Origin of the sequence: Pseudomonas sp. TH21 (assembly GCF_016651025.1) — a bacterium.
Classification (GTDB): domain Bacteria; phylum Pseudomonadota; class Gammaproteobacteria; order Pseudomonadales; family Pseudomonadaceae; genus Aquipseudomonas; species Aquipseudomonas aylmerensis.
In genome coordinates this window covers 6,343,834-6,360,682 of sequence record NZ_JAEKEQ010000001.1, presented here as the reverse complement: position 1 = coordinate 6,360,682, position 16,849 = coordinate 6,343,834, and the positions used below count along the sequence as shown (strand labels likewise).

Here is a 16,849-nt window from a genome sequence, read left to right as displayed (position 1 = left end):
ACATCGGCCACATTTCAATTGGTCAGCGGGTTTGGACCACGACTTTGCCCACCGCCTTGCGCTGCCCCAGGTCATTGATCGCCTGGGCGGCTTGCTCCAGCGGGTACACCTGCGAGACCAGCGGCTTGAGCTTGCCCTCGGCATACCAACTGAACAGTTGCTGGAAGTTCGCCGCATTGTCCTGCGGCTGGCGTTGCGCGAACGAGCCCCAGAACACTCCGACCACTGCCGCGCCCTTGAGCAGCGCCAGGTTGACCGGCAGTTCCGGGATGCGTCCGCTGGCAAAGCCCACCACCAGCAGGCGGCCGTTCCAGGCGATGGCGCGGATGGCCTGGTCAAACAGGTCGCCACCCACCGGGTCATAGATCACATCGGCACCGTTGCCGTCGGTCAGGCGCTTGATCTCGTCCTTGAGGCTGGCTTCGCTGTAGTTGATCAACTCATCGGCGCCCGCAGCCTTGGCCACGGCCAGCTTGTCGGCGCTGCTGGCGGCGGCGATCACCCGCGCGCCCATGGCCTTGCCGATTTCCACGGCGGCCAGGCCGACGCCACCGGAGGCACCGAGGACCAGCAGGGTTTCGCCGGGTTGCAGGTTGGCGCGCTGTTTCAGCGCGTGCATCGAAGTGCCGTAGGTCATGCTGAAGGCGGCGGCGGTGTTGAAGTCCATGCTCGGCGGGATCGGCAGCACGTTATAGCCGGGCACCGCGACCTGTTCGGCAAAGCTGCCCCAGCCGGTCAGCGCCATGACCCGGTCACCGACTTTCAGGTGGCTGACCTTTTCTCCCACTTCACTGACTACGCCCGCCGCTTCGCCACCCGGCGAGAACGGGAAGGGCGGCTTGAACTGGTACTTGCCCTCGATGATCAGGGTGTCCGGGAAATTCACCCCGGCGGCATGCACGTCCAGCAGGATTTCGTTCTTCTTGATCGTAGGGCTTGCGGTCTCTTCCAGCACCAGGGTTTCGGCGGGGCCGAAGGCTTTGCACAGCACAGCTTTCATCGGACTATTCCTTTTGGCATCGTGGCCGATAAGTGTAGGAGGGTACGCCCGTGGGTCAACGAGCATGCCCCGGCCTGATAAGCCGCCATAAGCTTGTACTCAGCCTTGCTAGCGTTATGCTACCGGGCAACCGAATTTGAGGAATGAACTGTGAAAGCGTGGATCCTGTTGATGCTGGCCCTGACCTTGCCGATGGCAGCGCAGGCCGAAGAAGCCAAAGAAGGCGAGGCGCCGAAGGTCAGCTATATCAGCCTGAGCCCGCCGTTCGTGGGCAACTACGGCCTGGACGGCACGGCGAAACTCAAGGTATTCAAGGCCGACATCGCCCTGCGCGTCACTGGCCCCGAGGCTGCCGCAGCGGTCAAAGCCAACGATGCGTTGATCCGCAACCAGTTGGTAGCGCTGTTCACCCAGCAGACCAGCGAGACCATGAGCACCATTGAAGGCAAGGAAAAGCTGCGCCAGGAAGCGCTCAAGCAGACCCAGCAAGTGATGAACGACGAGACGGGCAAACCGGTGGTGGAAGACCTGTTGTTCAACAACCTGATCATCCAGTAACGCGGCAGAACAGGCTTGTCGTGGCGAGCGGGCTTGCCCCGCGTTGGGTGGCGAAGCCGCCCCAAAACCCTACGCCTCGGTGTGTCTGAAGAAATGTGAAACTCGATCAGGGCTGCTGCGCAGCCCAACGCGGGGCAAGCCCGCTCGCCACAACAAGCCCGCTCGCCACGAGAACCGGTTCATAGACGTTAGGAGGCCAGGCTTTTACGGAACCTGGCCAACGCCACCGCAAAAAACAGCAAGCCAATCCCGGCCAGCGCCAACAAGTCAGGCCACACCACGCTCACCCCCGCATCCCGAAACAGAATCGCCGCGCTCAGGCTTACAAAGTGTGTCGAAGGCGAGCCCTGCATCACCCACTGCAACCATTCGGGCATGCTGTCCAGCGGCGTGCTACCGCCGGAGAGCAACAGCATCGGGATGATCACCGGGATCGCCAGCAAGCCGAACTGTGGTGTCGAGCGGGCCAGGGTGGCGAGGAAGATACCCAGCGCGGTGCTGGCAAACAGGTACAGCGCCGTCACTAACAGAAACAGGCTCAGGGATCCGGCCAGCGGCACGCCGAGCAAGCCTTTGACCACCACCTCCAGCGACAGCCAGGTACACAGCACCACCACCAGCATGTTGCTCCAGATTTTCGCCAGCATGATTTCCAGCGCCGTCAGCGGCAGCACCAGCAGGTGATCAAGGGTGCCGTGCTCGCGCTCGCGCAGCAGCGCGGTGCCGGTCAGGACGATGGCGAGGATGGTGATGTTGTTGACGATCTGGATCACCGCCAGGAACCAGCCGCCCTCCAGGTTGGTGTTGAACAGCGCCCGGGTGGTCAGCAGGGCGGGCGTCTTGCTCGCAGCATCGGTTTGACCGCTGTAGTTGAGCAATTCGCGCTGGAAAATCCGCCCGATGTAGCCCGCGCCCATGAATGCCTGGCTCATCGCCGTGGCGTCGACATTCACCTGCACGCCTGGCTGGCGACCGGCCAACAGGTCGGCCTGGAAGTTTGCCGGCACGTTGATCACGAAGGTGTATTCACCGCTGTCCATGACCTTGTCCAACTGGTCGTAGGCCAGCGGCGCAGGCGTCTGGAACTCCGGTGGTTGCAGGGCTTCGGCCATCTGCCGGGAAAGTGCACTGTGGTCTTCATCGACAAATGCCACGCTGGCGTTGTGCACGCCAATCACCGAGCCGGCGGCGGGCATGTAGATGGCCACGGTAAAGGCGTAGAACAGAAACAGCAGCAGAACGCTGTCGTGACGCAGGCTGGTGAGTTCCTTGAGGCCCAGGCGCAGGATGTGAGAGAGCGTGTGCATCAGGCCTCCTGCTTCTTGAGCATGACCAGGCTCAGCCCGGTGAACCCGACGAAAAACCCGAACAGCGCCAGGCACTGCGGCCACAACTGGCGCAGGTCGAGGGCTTTGGTGAAGGTGCCCACGGCAATATCCAGGAAGTGCCCGGCCGGAAACAGCGTGCCCATCAAGGCGGCCGCACCTTCCAGGGACGAGCGCGGCACGATCAGGCCGGAGAACTGGATGGTCGGCAGGCTGGTGATGATCATCGTGCCGAGGATCGCGGCGATCTGGGTGCGGGTGAATGCAGAAATCAGCAGGCCCATGCTGGTGGTGGCGAGCACGTACAGCAGGCCGCCGAATGCCAGGGTCAGGCCGCTGCCCTTGAATGGCACGCCGAACAGCCAGCGGTTCATCGCCACCAACAGCGCCAGGTTGACCAGGCTCACCGCGAGATACGGCGCCTGCTTGCCGAGCAGGAATTCCAGGCGGGTCAGCGGTGTGGCGTAGAAGTTGGTGATCGAACCCAGCTCCTTCTCCCGCACGATGCCCAGGGCGGTGAGCATTGCCGGAATAAACGCCAGGATCAGTGCCATCACTCCCGGACCGATGGCATTCACGCTGACCACGTCCTGGTTATAGCGAAAGCGCGTTTCGAGTTTGACGGCAGCCTGGCTGCTGCGGGGCAGGCTGCTCAGTTCGGCCAGTTGCTGGAGATTGCCCTGGTGCACCGCTTCCACGTAGTTACGGCTGGTTTCCGCCCGAAACGGCATGCCCCCGTCGAGCCACGCAGCCACCGTGGGTTGGCGACCGGCGTAGAGGTCACGTCCGAAACCCGGCGGGATTTCCAGGGCCAGTTTGATTTCCGAACGTTGCAGGCGCCGGTGCAACTCGGTGGCGTCGCGGATGGCGGGTTGTTCGGCGAAATAGCGCGAGCTGCGAAAGGCTTCCAGGTAGGCGCGGCTTTGCGGCGTCTGGTCCTGGTCGTAGACGGCGAAAGCGAGATTTTCCACGTCCAGGGAAATGCCGTAGCCGAAGATCACCATCATGAACATCGCCCCAAGCAGGGCGAACGCCATGCGCACCTTGTCGCGCAGCAGCTCCTTGCCTTCACGACTCGCCACCGCCAACAGACGCGAGAGGCTGAAACCGCGCTTGCTGACCGGCGGCGTGCTGGTTTCGCTGACGGTTTGCGCGGGCGCGGTGGGTTCGGCTTCGCCCTGGGCTTGCTCCAGGCAGGTGACGAATGCGGCTTCCAAGGTGTCGCCGTGGAACTGCCGCTGCAGCGCGTCCGGCGTATCACAGGCCAGCACCTTGCCCGCATGCATCAAGGAGATGCGATCGCAGCGTTGGGCTTCGTTCATAAAGTGGGTGGACAGGAAAATCGTCACGCCTTGTTCGCGCGACAGCTCGACCAACAGCCGCCAGAAATCATCCCGCGCTGCCGGGTCGACGCCCGAGGTCGGCTCATCGAGGATCAGCACTTCCGGGCGGTGCAGCACCGCCACTGCCAAGGACAAACGTTGGCGCAGGCCGAGAGGCAGTTCCCCGGACGGCTGCTCGGCGACGTCACCGAGATCGAAGCGCTGGATCAGCTCATCGATGCGCGGGCCGCTGTCGGCCTTGGGCAGGTCGAACAATTGCGCGTGCAACACCAGGTTCTGACGCACGCTGAGTTCGCCGTACAGCGAGAAGCTCTGCGACATGAAGCCCACACGCTTGCGGGTGGCCAGGTCCTTGGCATTCACCGGATTGCCCAGCAGCATGGCACTGCCTTCAGTGGCTGGCATCAGCCCGGTGAGGACTTTCATGGTGGTCGTCTTGCCACATCCGTTGGAACCGAGGAAGCCGAAAATCTCTCCCCGCCCAATCGCGAAGCTGACCTTGTTCACCGCAGTGAAATCCCCAAAGCGCAGGGTCAGGTCGTGGGCTTCGATGGCGATATCAGTGTTGGCGTTTTCCCTCGGCGGGATCACCAGTGGCTGGTTGTTGTGGGCGCTGTCACCCTGGAAGTGCGTAAACGCTTCATCCAGTTTGCCGCTGGGTGTCGTCGCCGCCAGGTCCCGGCTCAGGCCATCGGCGATCAGCTTGCCACGGTCGAGCATCAGACAATGTTCGAACTGCTCGGCCTCTTCCATGTAGGCCGTAGCCACCAGCAATGTCAGTTGCGGGCGCTCGCTGCGCACGGTTTCCACCAGTTCCCAGAAGCGCCGGCGCGACAGCGGGTCGACGCCGGTGGTGGGTTCGTCGAGGATCAACAGGTCCGGGTCGTGGATCAGTGCACAGCACAGGCCGAGCTTCTGTTTCATGCCGCCGGAGAGCTTGCCGGCAGGGCGCTCGGCGAAACGGGCGAGGTCGGTGGCCAGCAGCAGGTTGTGCATGCGCTGGTCGCAATCGGCTTTCGACAGGCCGAACAGTGTCGCGAAGAAGCGAATGTTCTCGCTGATCGACAGTTCGGGATACAGGTTGCCGCCCAGGCCCTGGGGCATGAACGCGATGCGCGGGTAGAGGCTGTTGCGATGACGACGATCGGCGATGGAGCCGCCGAGCACTTCCAACTGGCCGTCCTGCAATTTCTTGACCCCGGCGATCAGCCCCAGCAGGCTCGACTTGCCCGCGCCATCCGGGCCGATCAGCCCGCAGCGAGTGCCCGCGGGCAGGCTGAAGGCGATGTCCAGCAGTGCCTGTTGTTTGCCGTAGCGGTGGTTGATCCCGGTGGCGTGCAGCGCCAGGCCGGTCATTGCAGGTTGGCCGGCCAGTCGATATCAGCCGTACGCACATAGCCAGCGCCGGGCATGCCGGGCTTGGCTTGCGGCACGGCGCTGGGTTCGGTCAGGCGCAGTTTGACGCGAAACACCAGTTTCTGGCGTTCGTCGCGGGTTTCGACTTCCTTGGGGGTGAACTGGGATTTGGCCGCGACAAAGCTGATCTTGGCCGGCAGCGGCTGATCGGGCAGGGCGTCGAGCAGCACGCGCGCCTCACTGCCGACGGTCAGGCGACCGGTGACGGAAGCGGGCAGGTAGAGGTTCATGTACTGATCCTGCGGATCGATCAGCAACAGCACGCGCCCCCCGGCGCCAAGCACTTCACCGGGCTCGGCCAGGCGCAGCTGGATAATCCCGTCGATGGGCGCGCGCAGGCTGCTGTCATCGATTTCGCTGGTGAGCTGGGCGACCTGGGCCTGGGCGGCGCCAATCGCGGCTTTCACCGAATTGACCTGGGCTTGCGCGGCAATCACGGCGGCATTGCCGGTGTTCTGGCGCGCCTGCTGTTGGTCGATCAACTGGCTGCTGGCGAAGCCGCGCTTGTACAACTCCTGGGTCCGCTTGAGTTCCTGGTTGGCGAGCAATTGCTCGCTCTGGCGCAGTTGCACATTGGCCTCGGCGGCGGCGAAGTTTTCCCTGGCGCGCAGCACCTCGGCTTCAGCCTGGGCGCGCTGGGCCTCCAGGGTGCGGGTGTCCATGCGGGCCAGCAGTTGGCCCTTGAGCACTTTGTCGCCTTCATCCACCCGCACTTCGGCGAGGCGCCCGGGGATCTTCGCGGCGATCTGCACTTCAGTGGATTCCAGGCGGCCGTTGCCCATGCTCAGGCCTTCGGGCAGGCGGTCCTGGGTGGACTTCCAGTAACCGAAGCCGCCGGCGGCGACCAGTAACAGGATCAGCAACGTGGAAAATAGCTGGGAGGTGCGGTGGTTCGTCGACATGGGTGCATCCTGCGGCGTTAGCGTCCTAGTTTGACCGGTGTTGCCTCAGCGGGCCTTGATACCGGTCAAATGAAGCGCAAGCCTAACCCGGTTACCGTGCAGATGCATGCGCCGGGAGCGTGACTGCAGGGTTCTGCTCTATCAGCGCAGTGCGAGTATCGCCGACCATTGTTCGGCAGTGACCGGCATCACCGAGAGGCGGCTGCCTTTTTGCACCAGCGGCAGTTCGGCAAGTGCGGCCTGTTGCTTCAAGTAGCCAAGGCCCAGCACGTTGGCAAACGTTTCGACATGGGCGACGTTGATCGCACTCCACGGATTTTTCTCGGCGCTGGCCTTGGCGTCGAAATAGTGGCTGTCGGGTTCCAGTGCGGTGGGATCCGGGTACGCCGCCGCAACGATTTTGCCGATGCCGGCGATGCCTGGCTCGGGGCAACTGGAGTGGTAGAAGAAAAATTGGTCACCCACCGCCATGGCGCGCAGGAAATTTCTCGCCTGGTAGTTGCGCACCCCGTCCCAGCGGGCTTCGCCAAGCTTTTCCAGGCCTTTGATGGAGAGTTCGTCGGGCTCGGATTTCATCAGCCAGTAGGCCATTTTTGGGCTCCTGAAACAGGCATTGGGAAAGTTGTCAGGCAATTCCATGACAAACCGACAGTCGGTTGGCGCCAAGGTTTGCGTGTTGGTTCACGTTAACGCAGAATGCCGGGATTTTAAGCTTGACGCAGCTGCAACGGACTACTTTGGAACGTTGTTGTCATCGTGTACGAGGTGCCTGAAGGGGGGCAATCGATGCAACGTAAACCGGATTTACTATGGATTTTGGTGATTTTGTTTGGTCTGGGTGTCGTGACCACCGGGTATGCGCAAAGCCTGTGGTCGAACAAGACCGATGCTCCCGTTGAACTGGCTCAACAGCAGCCACAGCCGTTCAAGCGTTAACCCTTCTTTCAAGGCGCCGCTGACTCCAGTGGCGCCTGTGCGATATACCATCCCTTGTCACTGACAGTGCCCGCCAACGGCACGTCCCAGCTCGCCTGCACCAGTCGTTCGACTTTCTGACATTCATGGGCCAGGCCCAGCAGCGTCGGCTTGCGCCAGCTTTGGCGACGAGCCAGATAGGCCAGGCTGCGGTCGTAGAAACCACCGCCCATGCCCAGGCGTCCGCCCGCGTCGTCGAATCCCACCAGCGGCAGCAGCACCAGGTCCAGCGCCCAGACCTTGCGTTGCCGGCTGATGTTGACCCGGGGCTCAAGGATGCGAAAACGGTTGGGCAAGAGTTTCTCCCCGGGCCGCACGCGCTGGAACACCATCTTGGTCCGTGGCCAGGCGCTGAGCACCGGCAGGTACGTGGCCTTGCCCCGGCGCTGAGCGGCACGCAGCAGCGGGCGCGGATCAATTTCACCGTCCGTCGGCAGGTACAAGGAAATATGTTTGGCCCGGCGAAACAGCGGGTGCTGTGCCAGTTGCCGATACAGGCCTTGGGCGGCCCGGCGCTGCTCGCTCGGCGTGAGGGCGCGGCGGGCGTTGCGCAACATGCGTCGAAGTTGCGGACGGGAAAGCGGCGCAGGTTCGGTCATGGTTTTTCGGCTCATAAAACAATGCCAGTCCTGGGACTGGCATTGATTTTGGAATTCAGGCTCCCCGACAGAGCCGCTGTCGACTTAGCCCTTGAACCCGAAAGTTCAAGGTGGAAGAAGCAGTAGGCTTTAAGGCTTTCCGTCTAGCGGACATGCACACCAGCCCAACGTGCAACTTCCAGGGTAGTGCGAATCGGCTCAGGGACATCGCCGACTGGCAAACACGCCAGGGAGTGGGGCGAGTATACCCTAAACCGTTTCGGCAATCAGCCCTTGGGTGCGTCTGAATCGCTGGAAAGCACCAGATCAACACGTTCCAGCAGGTCACGCACCTGCTCGCGCGTCGAGCCGCTGGCCTGCACGTCAGGGCGTTCCTGCTTATGCAGCAAATCGTGGGTGATGTTCAGCGCGGCCATCACGGCGATGCGATCGGCGCCGATGACTTTGCCGCTGCTGCGGATCTCACGCATCTTGCCGTCCAGGTAGCGGGCGGCGCTCACCAGGTTGTTGCGCTCTTCCTGCGGGCAGATGATCGAATACTCTTTGTCGAGGATCTGCACGGTGACGCTATTGCTTGAACTCATGAGTCTTGCTCCAGGGCCTTCAGGCGCGAAATCATCGATTCGACCTTACGCCGGGCGATTTCGTTTTTTTCAATGAGGTGAGCGCGTTCCTCGCGCCAGGTCTTTTCCTGAGCTAATAGGAGTCCGTTTTGACTCTTAAGTTGCTCGACCCGAGTAATTAGCAATTCGAGTCTGGCCATCAGCGCTTGCAGGTCGGTGTCTTCCATTGGGTTCCACTGGATTTGTCTGATGAATGGCAACTGCAGGATAAACGATCTGACGCCCTTGATAGTCTTGGTACGTCTGCCGGTGCTAGGATACAGCGCTCCATTCTAGACATTGCGCCGTCTGGCGCCTAGCTCACCATGCCCATTCAGAACTCCCCGTACGACGCTTTTTCCAAACTGCTGAGCTCCAGCGGCCACCCTTGCTCGCCTGCCGAACTGCACGGCGTGTTGCTCGGTCGCAGCTGCACCGGCGTGGGCTTCGATGCCGACAACTGGCTGGCCGACGTGGCCGAGCTGCTGGAAACCGAACCGACCGAAAACGTGCGTAACGCGCTGATCGGCCTGCAAGAGATGGTCAAGGGCGAACTGACCGGTGATGACGTCACCGTGGTCCTGCTGCTGCCGACCGATGACGCGCCACTCGCCGACCGTGCTGCCGCACTGGGCCAATGGTGCCAGGGTTTCCTGCACGGCTTCGGCGTGAATGCCGGCGGCTTGGACCTGAGCTCCGATGCCCAGGAAGTGCTGCAGGACCTGGCGGCCATCTCCCAGGTGCAAGACGCCCTGGAAGAGTCCGAAGACGGCGAAAGCGACTACATGGAAGTCATGGAATACCTGCGCGTCGCGCCGCTGCTGCTGTTCACCGAGACCAAGAAGTCCGCTGAACCGGCCGCCCCCAAGCCGTCGCTGCACTAAGAAAGGACACCCCTCTGCCCATGATCCATATCCCCAAAGCGGAATACACCCGGCGCCGCAAGGCGCTCATGGCGCAGATGGAACCCAACAGCATCGCGATCCTGCCGGCCGCCGCCGTGGCCATTCGCAATCGCGATGTCGAGCATGTCTATCGCCAGGACAGCGACTTCCAGTACCTCAGCGGTTTTCCCGAGCCCGAAGCGGTGATCGTGCTGATGCCCGGTCGCCAGCATGGCGAGTACGTGCTGTTCTGCCGCGAACGCAATGCCGAACGCGAACTGTGGGACGGCCTGCGCGCCGGCACCGAAGGCGCGGTGCGTGACTTCGGCGCCGACGATGCCTTCCCCATCACCGATATCGACGACATCCTGCCCGGCCTGATCGAAGGTCGCGACCGGGTGTACTCGGCCATGGGCAGCAATGCCGAATTCGACCGGCACCTGATGGAGTGGATCAACGTGATCCGCTCTAAAGCGCACCTGGGCGCCCAGCCGCCGAACGAGTTTGTTGCCCTGGATCATCTGCTTCACGACATGCGCCTGTATAAATCGGCGGCAGAAGTGAAGGTGATGCGCGAGGCCGCGCGAATCTCCTGCGCCGCCCACGTGAAGGCGATGCAAGCCAGCCGCGCCGGCCTGCACGAGTTCAGCCTGGAAGCCGAGCTGGATTACGAATTTCGCAAGGGCGGCGCGAAGATGCCGGCCTATGGCTCCATCGTCGCCGCCGGGCGCAACAGCTGCATCCTGCATTACCAGCAGAATGATGCGGTGCTCAAGGACGGCGACCTGGTGCTGATCGACGCCGGTTGCGAGATCGATTGCTACGCCAGCGACATCACGCGCACCTGGCCGGTCAATGGCAAGTTTTCCCCGGAACAGAGGGCGATCTACGAGATTGTGCTGGCCTCCCAGGAAGCCGCCTTTGCCGAGATCGCGCCGAACAAACACTGGAACCAGGCCCACGAGGCAACGGTGCAAGTCATCACCGCTGGGCTGGTAAAGCTGGGACTGCTGCAGGGTGACGTCGACGAATTGATCGCCAGCGAAGCCTACAAACCGTTCTATATGCACCGCGCCGGCCACTGGCTGGGCATGGATGTGCATGACGTGGGCGAGTACAAGGTGGGCGGCGAATGGCGCGTGCTGGAAGTCGGCATGGCGTTGACCGTGGAACCGGGCATCTATATATCGCCGGATAACCAGGCCGTGGCGAAGAAATGGCGTGGCATTGGCGTACGTATCGAGGACGACGTGGTGGTGACCAAGCAAGGCTGTGAAATTCTAACCGGCGGCGTGCCCAAGGCTGTCGCCGAGATTGAAGCACTGATGGCGGCTGCCCGATGAGCCGGGTCAACCTGGCGATTATCGGTGGCGGCCTGGTGGGTGCCAGCCTGGCGCTGGCGTTGCAGGCCGGGGCCAAGGCGCGGGGCTGGAAGATCGTGCTGATCGAGCCCTTCGCGCCGGGCGACAGCTATCAGCCAAGCTACGATGCGCGCTCTTCGGCGCTGTCGTTCGGGGCCCGGCAGATCTATCAGCGTCTGGGCATCTGGCAGGACATTTCCCGCCGCGCCGAGCCGATCAAGCAGATTCATGTGTCGGACCGTGGGCGGTTCTCCACCGCACGCCTGTCCGCCATGGAGGAGGGGGTCCCGGCCCTCGGCTACGTGGTGGAAAACGCCTGGCTGGGCCAATGCCTGTGGCAGGGCCTGGACAAAGACGTGGTGAGCTGGCGCTGCCCGGCGGAAGTCACGCGCATGGAACCGCTGCCGGATGGCTATCGCCTGACCCTCAATGATGAAACCGTGCTTGAGTGCGACCTGGCGGTGCTGGCCGATGGCGGCCGCTCCGGCTTGCGCGAGCAACTGGGCATCGGCGTGAAAACCCGCCCCTACAACCAGAGCGCGCTGATCGCCAACATCACCCCGAGCGAAGCCCATAACGGCGAAGCGTTCGAGCGCTTTACCGATGAAGGCCCGATGGCCTTGCTGCCGCTGCCGGACAACCGCTGCGCGCTGGTCTGGACCCGCATCGGCATGGACGCACAGCGCCTTGCCAACCTTGATGAGCGCAGTTTCCTGAGCGAGCTGCAGGGTGTGTTCGGCTACCGCCTGGGTACCCTGAAGCAAGTGGGCGCGCGTCATCTGTATCCGCTGACCCTGGTGGAAGCCGAAGAACAAGTGCGCTCGCACCTGGCGATCCTCGGCAACGCCGCCCACAGCCTGCATCCGATTGCCGGGCAGGGGTTCAACCTGTCCCTGCGTGATGCGAATGCCTTGGCCGAGGCGTTGTTGGCCGGGCCGGCGGTGCCGGGTGACCTGGCGACCTTGCAAGGCTATCGCGAGCGCCAGCGCCTCGACCAGCAACTGACCGTGGGCTTCTCCGACCAGGTCACGCGGCTGTTTGGCAGTGCGCAACCGTTGGTCGCGCTGGGCCGTAATATGGGGCTGCTGGGGCTGGATCTGTTGCCCCCGGCCAAGCGCTGGTTCGCCCGTCAGGCCATGGGCCTGGGCACGCGTCCCAATGCGTAGCTGGCTGACCCGGCGTGTGGGCAAGGCGCGGCTGCTGCGCTGGTTCTTGACCCTGTACCCGCCGTACCTCGGCGCGGGCGTGCGTGTGCAGGTGCTCAGTGCCGACTTTCGGCATGCCAAGGTGCGCATGGGCCTGGGCTGGTACAACCGCAATTACGTGGGCACGCAGTTTGGCGGCAGCCTGTATTCGATGGTCGACCCGTTCTACATGCTGCTGTTGATGGAAAACCTGGGCCGCGACTATATCGTCTGGGACAAGGCCGCGAGCATCGACTTTGTCTCGCCGGGCAAGGGCCCGGTGTATGCCGAGTTTTCCATCGACGACGCCTTGCTCGATGAGATTCGTCGACAGACCGAGGGTGGCGAGAAGTACCTGCCGCATCTCAAAGTGCAGATTCATGACGGCTCCGGCACCCTGGTGGCGCGGGTCGACAAAACCCTTTACGTGCGGCGCAAGCCGCCAGCGAGACAGGCTTAAAGCATGGACATGCGCGCAGATGTGCTGATTGTCGGGGCCGGAATGGTCGGAAGCGCCCTGGCGCTGGCGTTGCAAGGCAGTGGCCTGCAGGTGCTGCTGCTGGATGGCAGCCCGCTGAGCGTCAAGCCGTTTGACCCCGAAGCCGCCTTCGAGCCACGGGTGAGCGCCTTGTCGACCGCCAGCCAGCGCATCCTTGAACGCCTGGGTGTGTGGAACGGCATCGTCTCGCGACGTGCCAGCCCTTACGGCGAGATGCAGGTGTGGGATGGCAGCGGCACCGGGCAGATCCACTTTTCGGCGGCCAGCGTGCATGCCGAGGTGCTCGGGCACATCGTCGAGAACCGCGTGGTGCAGGATGCCTTGCTCGATCGCTTGCACGACTGCGACCTGGGCCTGTTGGCCAATGCGCGCCTGGAGCAGATGCGCCGCTCCGGCGACGACTGGCTGCTGACCCTGGCCGACGGTCGCAAGCTGCGCGCGCCGCTGGTGGTGGCCGCCGATGGCGCCAACTCCGCGGTACGCCGCCTGACCGGCACCGCGACCCGCGAATGGGATTACCTGCATAACGCTATCGTCACCAGCGTGCGCAGCAGCCAACCGCACCAGCGCACGGCGTGGCAACGCTTTACCGACACCGGCCCGCTGGCGTTCTTGCCGCTGGCGCGCGATGGACAGGAAGACTGGTGCTCGATCGTCTGGTCGACCACACCGGCAGAATCCGAACGCTTGATGGCGCTGGATGACGAAAGCTTTTGCCGTGAACTCGAGCGCGCCTTTGAGGGGCGACTCGGCACGGTGATCAGCGCCGACCCGCGTGTCTGCGTGCCATTGCGTCAGCGTCACGCCAAGCGCTATGTGGCCGAAGGCCTGGCGCTGATCGGCGATGCGGCCCACGTGATCCACCCGTTGGCGGGGCAGGGCGTGAACCTGGGCTTTCTCGACGCGGCGGTGCTGGCCGAGGTGCTGTTGTCGGCGACCGAACGCGGCGAGCGCCTGGCCGATGTGAAAGTGCTGAGCCGCTACGAACGCCGGCGCATGCCCCACAACCTGGCACTGATGGCGGCGATGGAGGGCTTTGAGCGCCTGTTCCAGGCCGACCAACTGCCGTTGCGCTGGTTGCGCAATGCGGGCTTGAAGCTGGTCGACCAGATGCCGGAAGCCAAGGCGGTGTTTGTGCGCCAGGCGTTGGGCCTGACCGGCGATCTCCCGGAACTGGCCAAGCCATGAGCTCAACGCGACCTATGTAGGCGCCGGCTTGCCGGCGACGAGGCGCGCCTCGTGCAACATCTGGTAACGCCTCCGCCAAGCGTTACCAAATGTGAGTCCTTATCATTTGCCTTCTTTTTGCAAATGAGAGACCGCACCCATGTTGGCACCCAAGCGCCTCCTGACTGCCCTGGCACTCACCCTTCTCGGCAGCACCACCGTGCAGGCCGCCGATGAAGTCGTGGTCTACTCCTCGCGCATCGACGAACTGATCAAGCCGGTGTTCGACGCCTACACCCAGAAGACCGGTGTAAAGGTGAAGTTCATTACCGACAAGGAAGCCCCGCTGATGCAGCGCATCAAGGCCGAGGGCGAGAACGCCACCGCCGACCTGTTGCTGACCGTCGACGCCGGCAACCTCTGGCAGGCCGAGCAAATGGGCATCCTGCAGCCGTTCACCTCCGCGGTAATCGACAAGAACATCCCCCTGCAATACCGCTCCTCAAACCACGCCTGGACCGGTTTGAGCCTGCGCGCGCGGACCATTGCCTATTCAACCGACCGGGTCAAACCGGGTGACCTGACCACTTATGAGGCCTTGGCCGACAAGCAATGGGAAGGCCGCCTGTGCCTGCGCACGGCGAAGAAGGTCTACAACCAGTCGCTGACCGCGACCCTGATCGAAACCCATGGTGCGGCCAAGACCGAAGAAATCGTCAAGGGCTGGGTCAACAACCTGTCCACCGATGTGTTCTCGGACGACATCGCGGTACTGGAGGCGATCAACGCCGGCCAGTGCGACGTGGGTATCGTCAACACCTACTATTACGGCCGCCTGCACAAGCAGAACCCGGCGCTCGCGGTGAAGCTGTTCTGGCCAAACCAGGGCGACCGTGGCGTGCATGTGAACCTGTCGGGTATCGGCCTGACCAAAAACGCGCCACACCCGGAAGCCGCCAAGGCCTTGGTGGAGTGGATGACCACGCCTGAGGCGCAGAAGATCTTTGCCGATGTAAACCAGGAGTTCCCGGCCAACCCGGCGGTACCGCCGTCGGCCGAAGTGGCGACCTGGGGCAAGTTCGTCGCCGACACCTTGCCGGTTGAAGTCGCGGGCAAGCGCCAGGCCGAGGCGATTCGTTTGATGGATCGGGCGGGTTGGAACTGAGTACAATTTTCAAGACACCGCCGATCTAATTGTGGGAGCGGGCTTGCTCGCGAAAGCGCCGTGTCAGTCGATACCTGAGTGACTGATACACCGCTTTCGCGAGCAAGCCCGCTCCCACATTGGTTAGCGGCGCCTTCAAAATCTTTATTTTTCTGAGAGCTTCTCCTTGGCCCACCCCGCCCAACGCCGCTGGTACCTGCCGGTCTTCACCGTCGCTGCCTTGGTGCTGCTGCCGCTGAGCGTACTGCTGCTGTCCTGGCAAAGCATCGATGCGCAAATCTGGTCCCATCTGTGGGAAACCCAGATGCCTCGCCTCTTGGGCAACACCCTGACCCTGGTGCTGGGGGTTGGCGTCGGCGTCACCCTGTTGGGCGTGAGCCTGGCCTGGCTGACCAGCCTTTGCGAATTCCCCGGCAGGCGCTGGCTGGATTGGGCGTTGATGCTGCCCTTCGCTATTCCGGCCTATGTGCTTGCGTTTGTGTTCGTCGGCTTGCTGGACTTCGCCGGCCCGGTGCAAACCCTTCTGCGCGAATGGTTTGGCACCGGCTTGCGCCTGCCGCGAGTTCGGTCCACCAGCGGCGTGATCATTGTGTTGGTGCTGGTGTTCTATCCCTACGTGTACCTGCTGGCGCGCACCGCGTTTCTGGCCCAGGGCAAAGGCCTGATGGAAGCCGCGCGGGTGTTGGGGCAATCGCCCTGGCAAGCTTTCTGGCGTGTCGCTTTGCCCATGGCGCGGCCGGCGATTGGCGCGGGTGTGGCGCTGGCATTGATGGAGACCCTGGCGGATTTCGGCGCGGTCTCGGTGTTCAACTTCGACACCTTCACCACCGCCATCTACAAGACCTGGTACGGCTTTTTCAGTCTGTCCAGCGCGGCGCAGCTGGCCAGCCTGTTGCTGCTGGTGGTGATGCTGGTGCTGTATGGCGAGCGGCGCGCACGGGGTGCCAGCCGCCCAGGCAATGAACGACCACGGGGTAAAGCCCTGTATCACTTGCGAGGGTTCAAGGCGCTCGCGGCCAGCAGTTGGTGTGGCCTGGTGTTTGCCTGTGCCTTTGTGATTCCGATGCTGCAACTGGTCGCCTGGTTCTGGCAGCGTGGCCGCTTCGACCTGGATGAACGTTATTCAGGCCTGATCGTGCATACCCTCTACCTGGGTGGCATCGCGGCGCTGATCACCGTCAGCGTGGCGTTGCTATTGGCGTTCGCCAACCGCCTGGCGCCGATCCGGGCGATTCGCTCCGGCATCAGCCTGGCCAACGTCGGCTACGCCCTGCCGGGCTCGGTGCTGGCTGTGTCGATCATGCTGGCGTTCAGTTACCTGGACCGTGAGCTGGTGGTGCCACTGTCGGCATGGCTCGGCGGCGCGGGCAAGCCCTTGCTGTTGGGTAGCCTGTCGGCGCTGGTGCTGGCGTATCTGGTGCGTTTCCTGGCGGTGGCCTATGGTCCGCTGGAAAACAGCCTGGCACGCATCCGCCCGTCCCTGCCGGAGGCGGCGCGCAGTCTCGGGGTGAGTGGTCCACGACTGTTTTGCAAAGTGTATCTGCCGTTGTTGCTGCCCGGGACATTGAGCGCGGCGCTGCTGGTATTTGTCGATGTACTCAAGGAAATGCCGGCAACCCTGCTGATGCGGCCTTTTGGCTGGGACACTCTGGCCGTGCGGATTTTCGAAATGACCAGCGAAGGGGAGTGGGCGCGGGCGTCATTACCGGCCTTGACCCTGGTGTTGGTGGGCTTGCTGCCGGTGATCGGGCTGATCCGACGCTCTGCCCGGCAAATCGGTTAGGTGCCAGTCCTACGGCTTGAGGCTACAATGCGCGGCATTCGGTGCGGTCCGTCTTTCGGATCGAGTCGCTGTGCGTGGCTGCAGGC

Annotated in this window: 17 protein-coding genes and 1 other RNA gene; 9 read left to right on the top strand and 9 right to left on the bottom strand. The window is 63.1% G+C overall.

Translation table 11 applies throughout. From position 1 onward, the window contains the following. Nucleotides 1-22 precede the first annotated feature (22 nt). The gene (locus JFU04_RS28360; protein ID WP_106802333.1) at nucleotides 23-1,000 is read right to left on the bottom strand and encodes an NADPH:quinone oxidoreductase family protein; all 978 of its coding nucleotides are present in this window, start codon (nucleotides 998-1,000) and stop codon (nucleotides 23-25) included. A gap of 150 nt (nucleotides 1,001-1,150) precedes the next feature. Here JFU04_RS28360 and JFU04_RS28355 point away from each other — a divergent pair, with 150 nt between their 5' ends. Further along, a complete protein-coding gene (locus JFU04_RS28355; RefSeq protein ID WP_065902358.1) occupies nucleotides 1,151-1,558 on the top strand; it encodes a flagellar basal body-associated protein FliL in 408 nt (135 codons plus the stop codon). A gap of 188 nt (nucleotides 1,559-1,746) precedes the next feature. Here JFU04_RS28355 and JFU04_RS28350 read toward each other — a convergent pair whose 3' ends face one another. From JFU04_RS28350 to JFU04_RS28335, 4 genes are all read right to left on the bottom strand, one after another. Next, nucleotides 1,747-2,865 (bottom strand): ABC transporter permease, encoded by a 1,119-nt coding sequence (locus JFU04_RS28350; RefSeq protein ID WP_065902356.1) that lies wholly within the window; start codon nucleotides 2,863-2,865, stop codon nucleotides 1,747-1,749. Beyond that, entirely contained in the window at nucleotides 2,865-5,582 is a 2,718-nt protein-coding gene (gene rbbA / locus JFU04_RS28345; RefSeq protein WP_201146103.1) for a ribosome-associated ATPase/putative transporter RbbA, read from the bottom strand. Before rbbA ends, JFU04_RS28350 begins: the two co-directional genes overlap by 1 nt. Continuing rightward, nucleotides 5,579-6,544, bottom strand: coding sequence for an HlyD family secretion protein (locus JFU04_RS28340; protein ID WP_201146102.1), 966 nt, complete (start codon nucleotides 6,542-6,544; stop codon nucleotides 5,579-5,581). The genes rbbA and JFU04_RS28340 overlap by 4 nt, the downstream gene beginning before the upstream one ends. Nucleotides 6,545-6,685: 141 nt before the next feature. Further along, nucleotides 6,686-7,135 carry an EVE domain-containing protein gene (locus JFU04_RS28335; RefSeq protein WP_106802337.1) on the bottom strand — a complete coding sequence of 150 codons (450 nt, stop codon included), beginning with the start codon at nucleotides 7,133-7,135 and terminating at the stop codon, nucleotides 6,686-6,688. A gap of 195 nt (nucleotides 7,136-7,330) precedes the next feature. Here JFU04_RS28335 and JFU04_RS28330 point away from each other — a divergent pair, with 195 nt between their 5' ends. Beyond that, complete coding sequence (locus tag JFU04_RS28330) at nucleotides 7,331-7,480, top strand: hypothetical protein (protein ID WP_010207387.1); 150 nt, start codon at nucleotides 7,331-7,333, stop codon at nucleotides 7,478-7,480. An 8-nt stretch (nucleotides 7,481-7,488) separates the two neighbouring features. Here JFU04_RS28330 and JFU04_RS28325 read toward each other — a convergent pair whose 3' ends face one another. The 4 genes from JFU04_RS28325 to JFU04_RS28310 form a co-directional block, all read right to left on the bottom strand. After that, complete coding sequence (locus tag JFU04_RS28325) at nucleotides 7,489-8,118, bottom strand: 5-formyltetrahydrofolate cyclo-ligase (protein WP_201146459.1); 630 nt, start codon at nucleotides 8,116-8,118, stop codon at nucleotides 7,489-7,491. 57 nt (nucleotides 8,119-8,175) lie between these two features. Further along, a non-coding RNA gene (ssrS, locus tag JFU04_RS28320) (6S RNA) lies at nucleotides 8,176-8,354 on the bottom strand. A gap of 30 nt (nucleotides 8,355-8,384) precedes the next feature. Beyond that, nucleotides 8,385-8,702, bottom strand: a complete 318-nt coding sequence (locus tag JFU04_RS28315) for a cell division protein ZapA (protein ID WP_003176812.1) — start codon at nucleotides 8,700-8,702, stop codon at nucleotides 8,385-8,387. Then, nucleotides 8,699-8,908 (bottom strand): TIGR02449 family protein, encoded by a 210-nt coding sequence (locus tag JFU04_RS28310; RefSeq protein WP_007982902.1) that lies wholly within the window; start codon nucleotides 8,906-8,908, stop codon nucleotides 8,699-8,701. Before JFU04_RS28310 ends, JFU04_RS28315 begins: the two co-directional genes overlap by 4 nt. Before the next feature lie 138 nt (nucleotides 8,909-9,046). Between JFU04_RS28310 and JFU04_RS28305 the strand changes: the two genes are divergently transcribed. From JFU04_RS28305 to JFU04_RS28275, 7 genes are all read left to right on the top strand, one after another. Continuing rightward, the gene (locus JFU04_RS28305; protein ID WP_201146101.1) at nucleotides 9,047-9,604 is read left to right on the top strand and encodes a YecA/YgfB family protein; all 558 of its coding nucleotides are present in this window, start codon (nucleotides 9,047-9,049) and stop codon (nucleotides 9,602-9,604) included. A gap of 20 nt (nucleotides 9,605-9,624) precedes the next feature. Then, complete coding sequence (pepP, locus tag JFU04_RS28300) at nucleotides 9,625-10,947, top strand: Xaa-Pro aminopeptidase (RefSeq protein ID WP_065902344.1); 1,323 nt, start codon at nucleotides 9,625-9,627, stop codon at nucleotides 10,945-10,947. Next, nucleotides 10,944-12,131: a 2-octaprenyl-6-methoxyphenyl hydroxylase gene (ubiH, locus tag JFU04_RS28295; RefSeq protein WP_065902342.1), complete on the top strand. Its 1,188-nt coding sequence runs from the start codon at nucleotides 10,944-10,946 to the stop codon at nucleotides 12,129-12,131. Before pepP ends, ubiH begins: the two co-directional genes overlap by 4 nt. Then, nucleotides 12,124-12,609 (top strand): DUF4442 domain-containing protein, encoded by a 486-nt coding sequence (locus tag JFU04_RS28290; protein ID WP_120450427.1) that lies wholly within the window; start codon nucleotides 12,124-12,126, stop codon nucleotides 12,607-12,609. The genes ubiH and JFU04_RS28290 overlap by 8 nt, the downstream gene beginning before the upstream one ends. Before the next feature lie 9 nt (nucleotides 12,610-12,618). Continuing rightward, nucleotides 12,619-13,836: a 2-octaprenyl-3-methyl-6-methoxy-1,4-benzoquinol hydroxylase gene (locus tag JFU04_RS28285; protein ID WP_201146458.1), complete on the top strand. Its 1,218-nt coding sequence runs from the start codon at nucleotides 12,619-12,621 to the stop codon at nucleotides 13,834-13,836. Between the two features lie 139 nt (nucleotides 13,837-13,975). Next, entirely contained in the window at nucleotides 13,976-14,980 is a 1,005-nt protein-coding gene (locus JFU04_RS28280) for an extracellular solute-binding protein (RefSeq protein ID WP_106802340.1), read from the top strand. Between the two features lie 166 nt (nucleotides 14,981-15,146). Next, the gene (locus JFU04_RS28275) at nucleotides 15,147-16,763 is read left to right on the top strand and encodes an ABC transporter permease (RefSeq protein WP_201146100.1); all 1,617 of its coding nucleotides are present in this window, start codon (nucleotides 15,147-15,149) and stop codon (nucleotides 16,761-16,763) included. Nucleotides 16,764-16,849 lie beyond the last annotated feature (86 nt).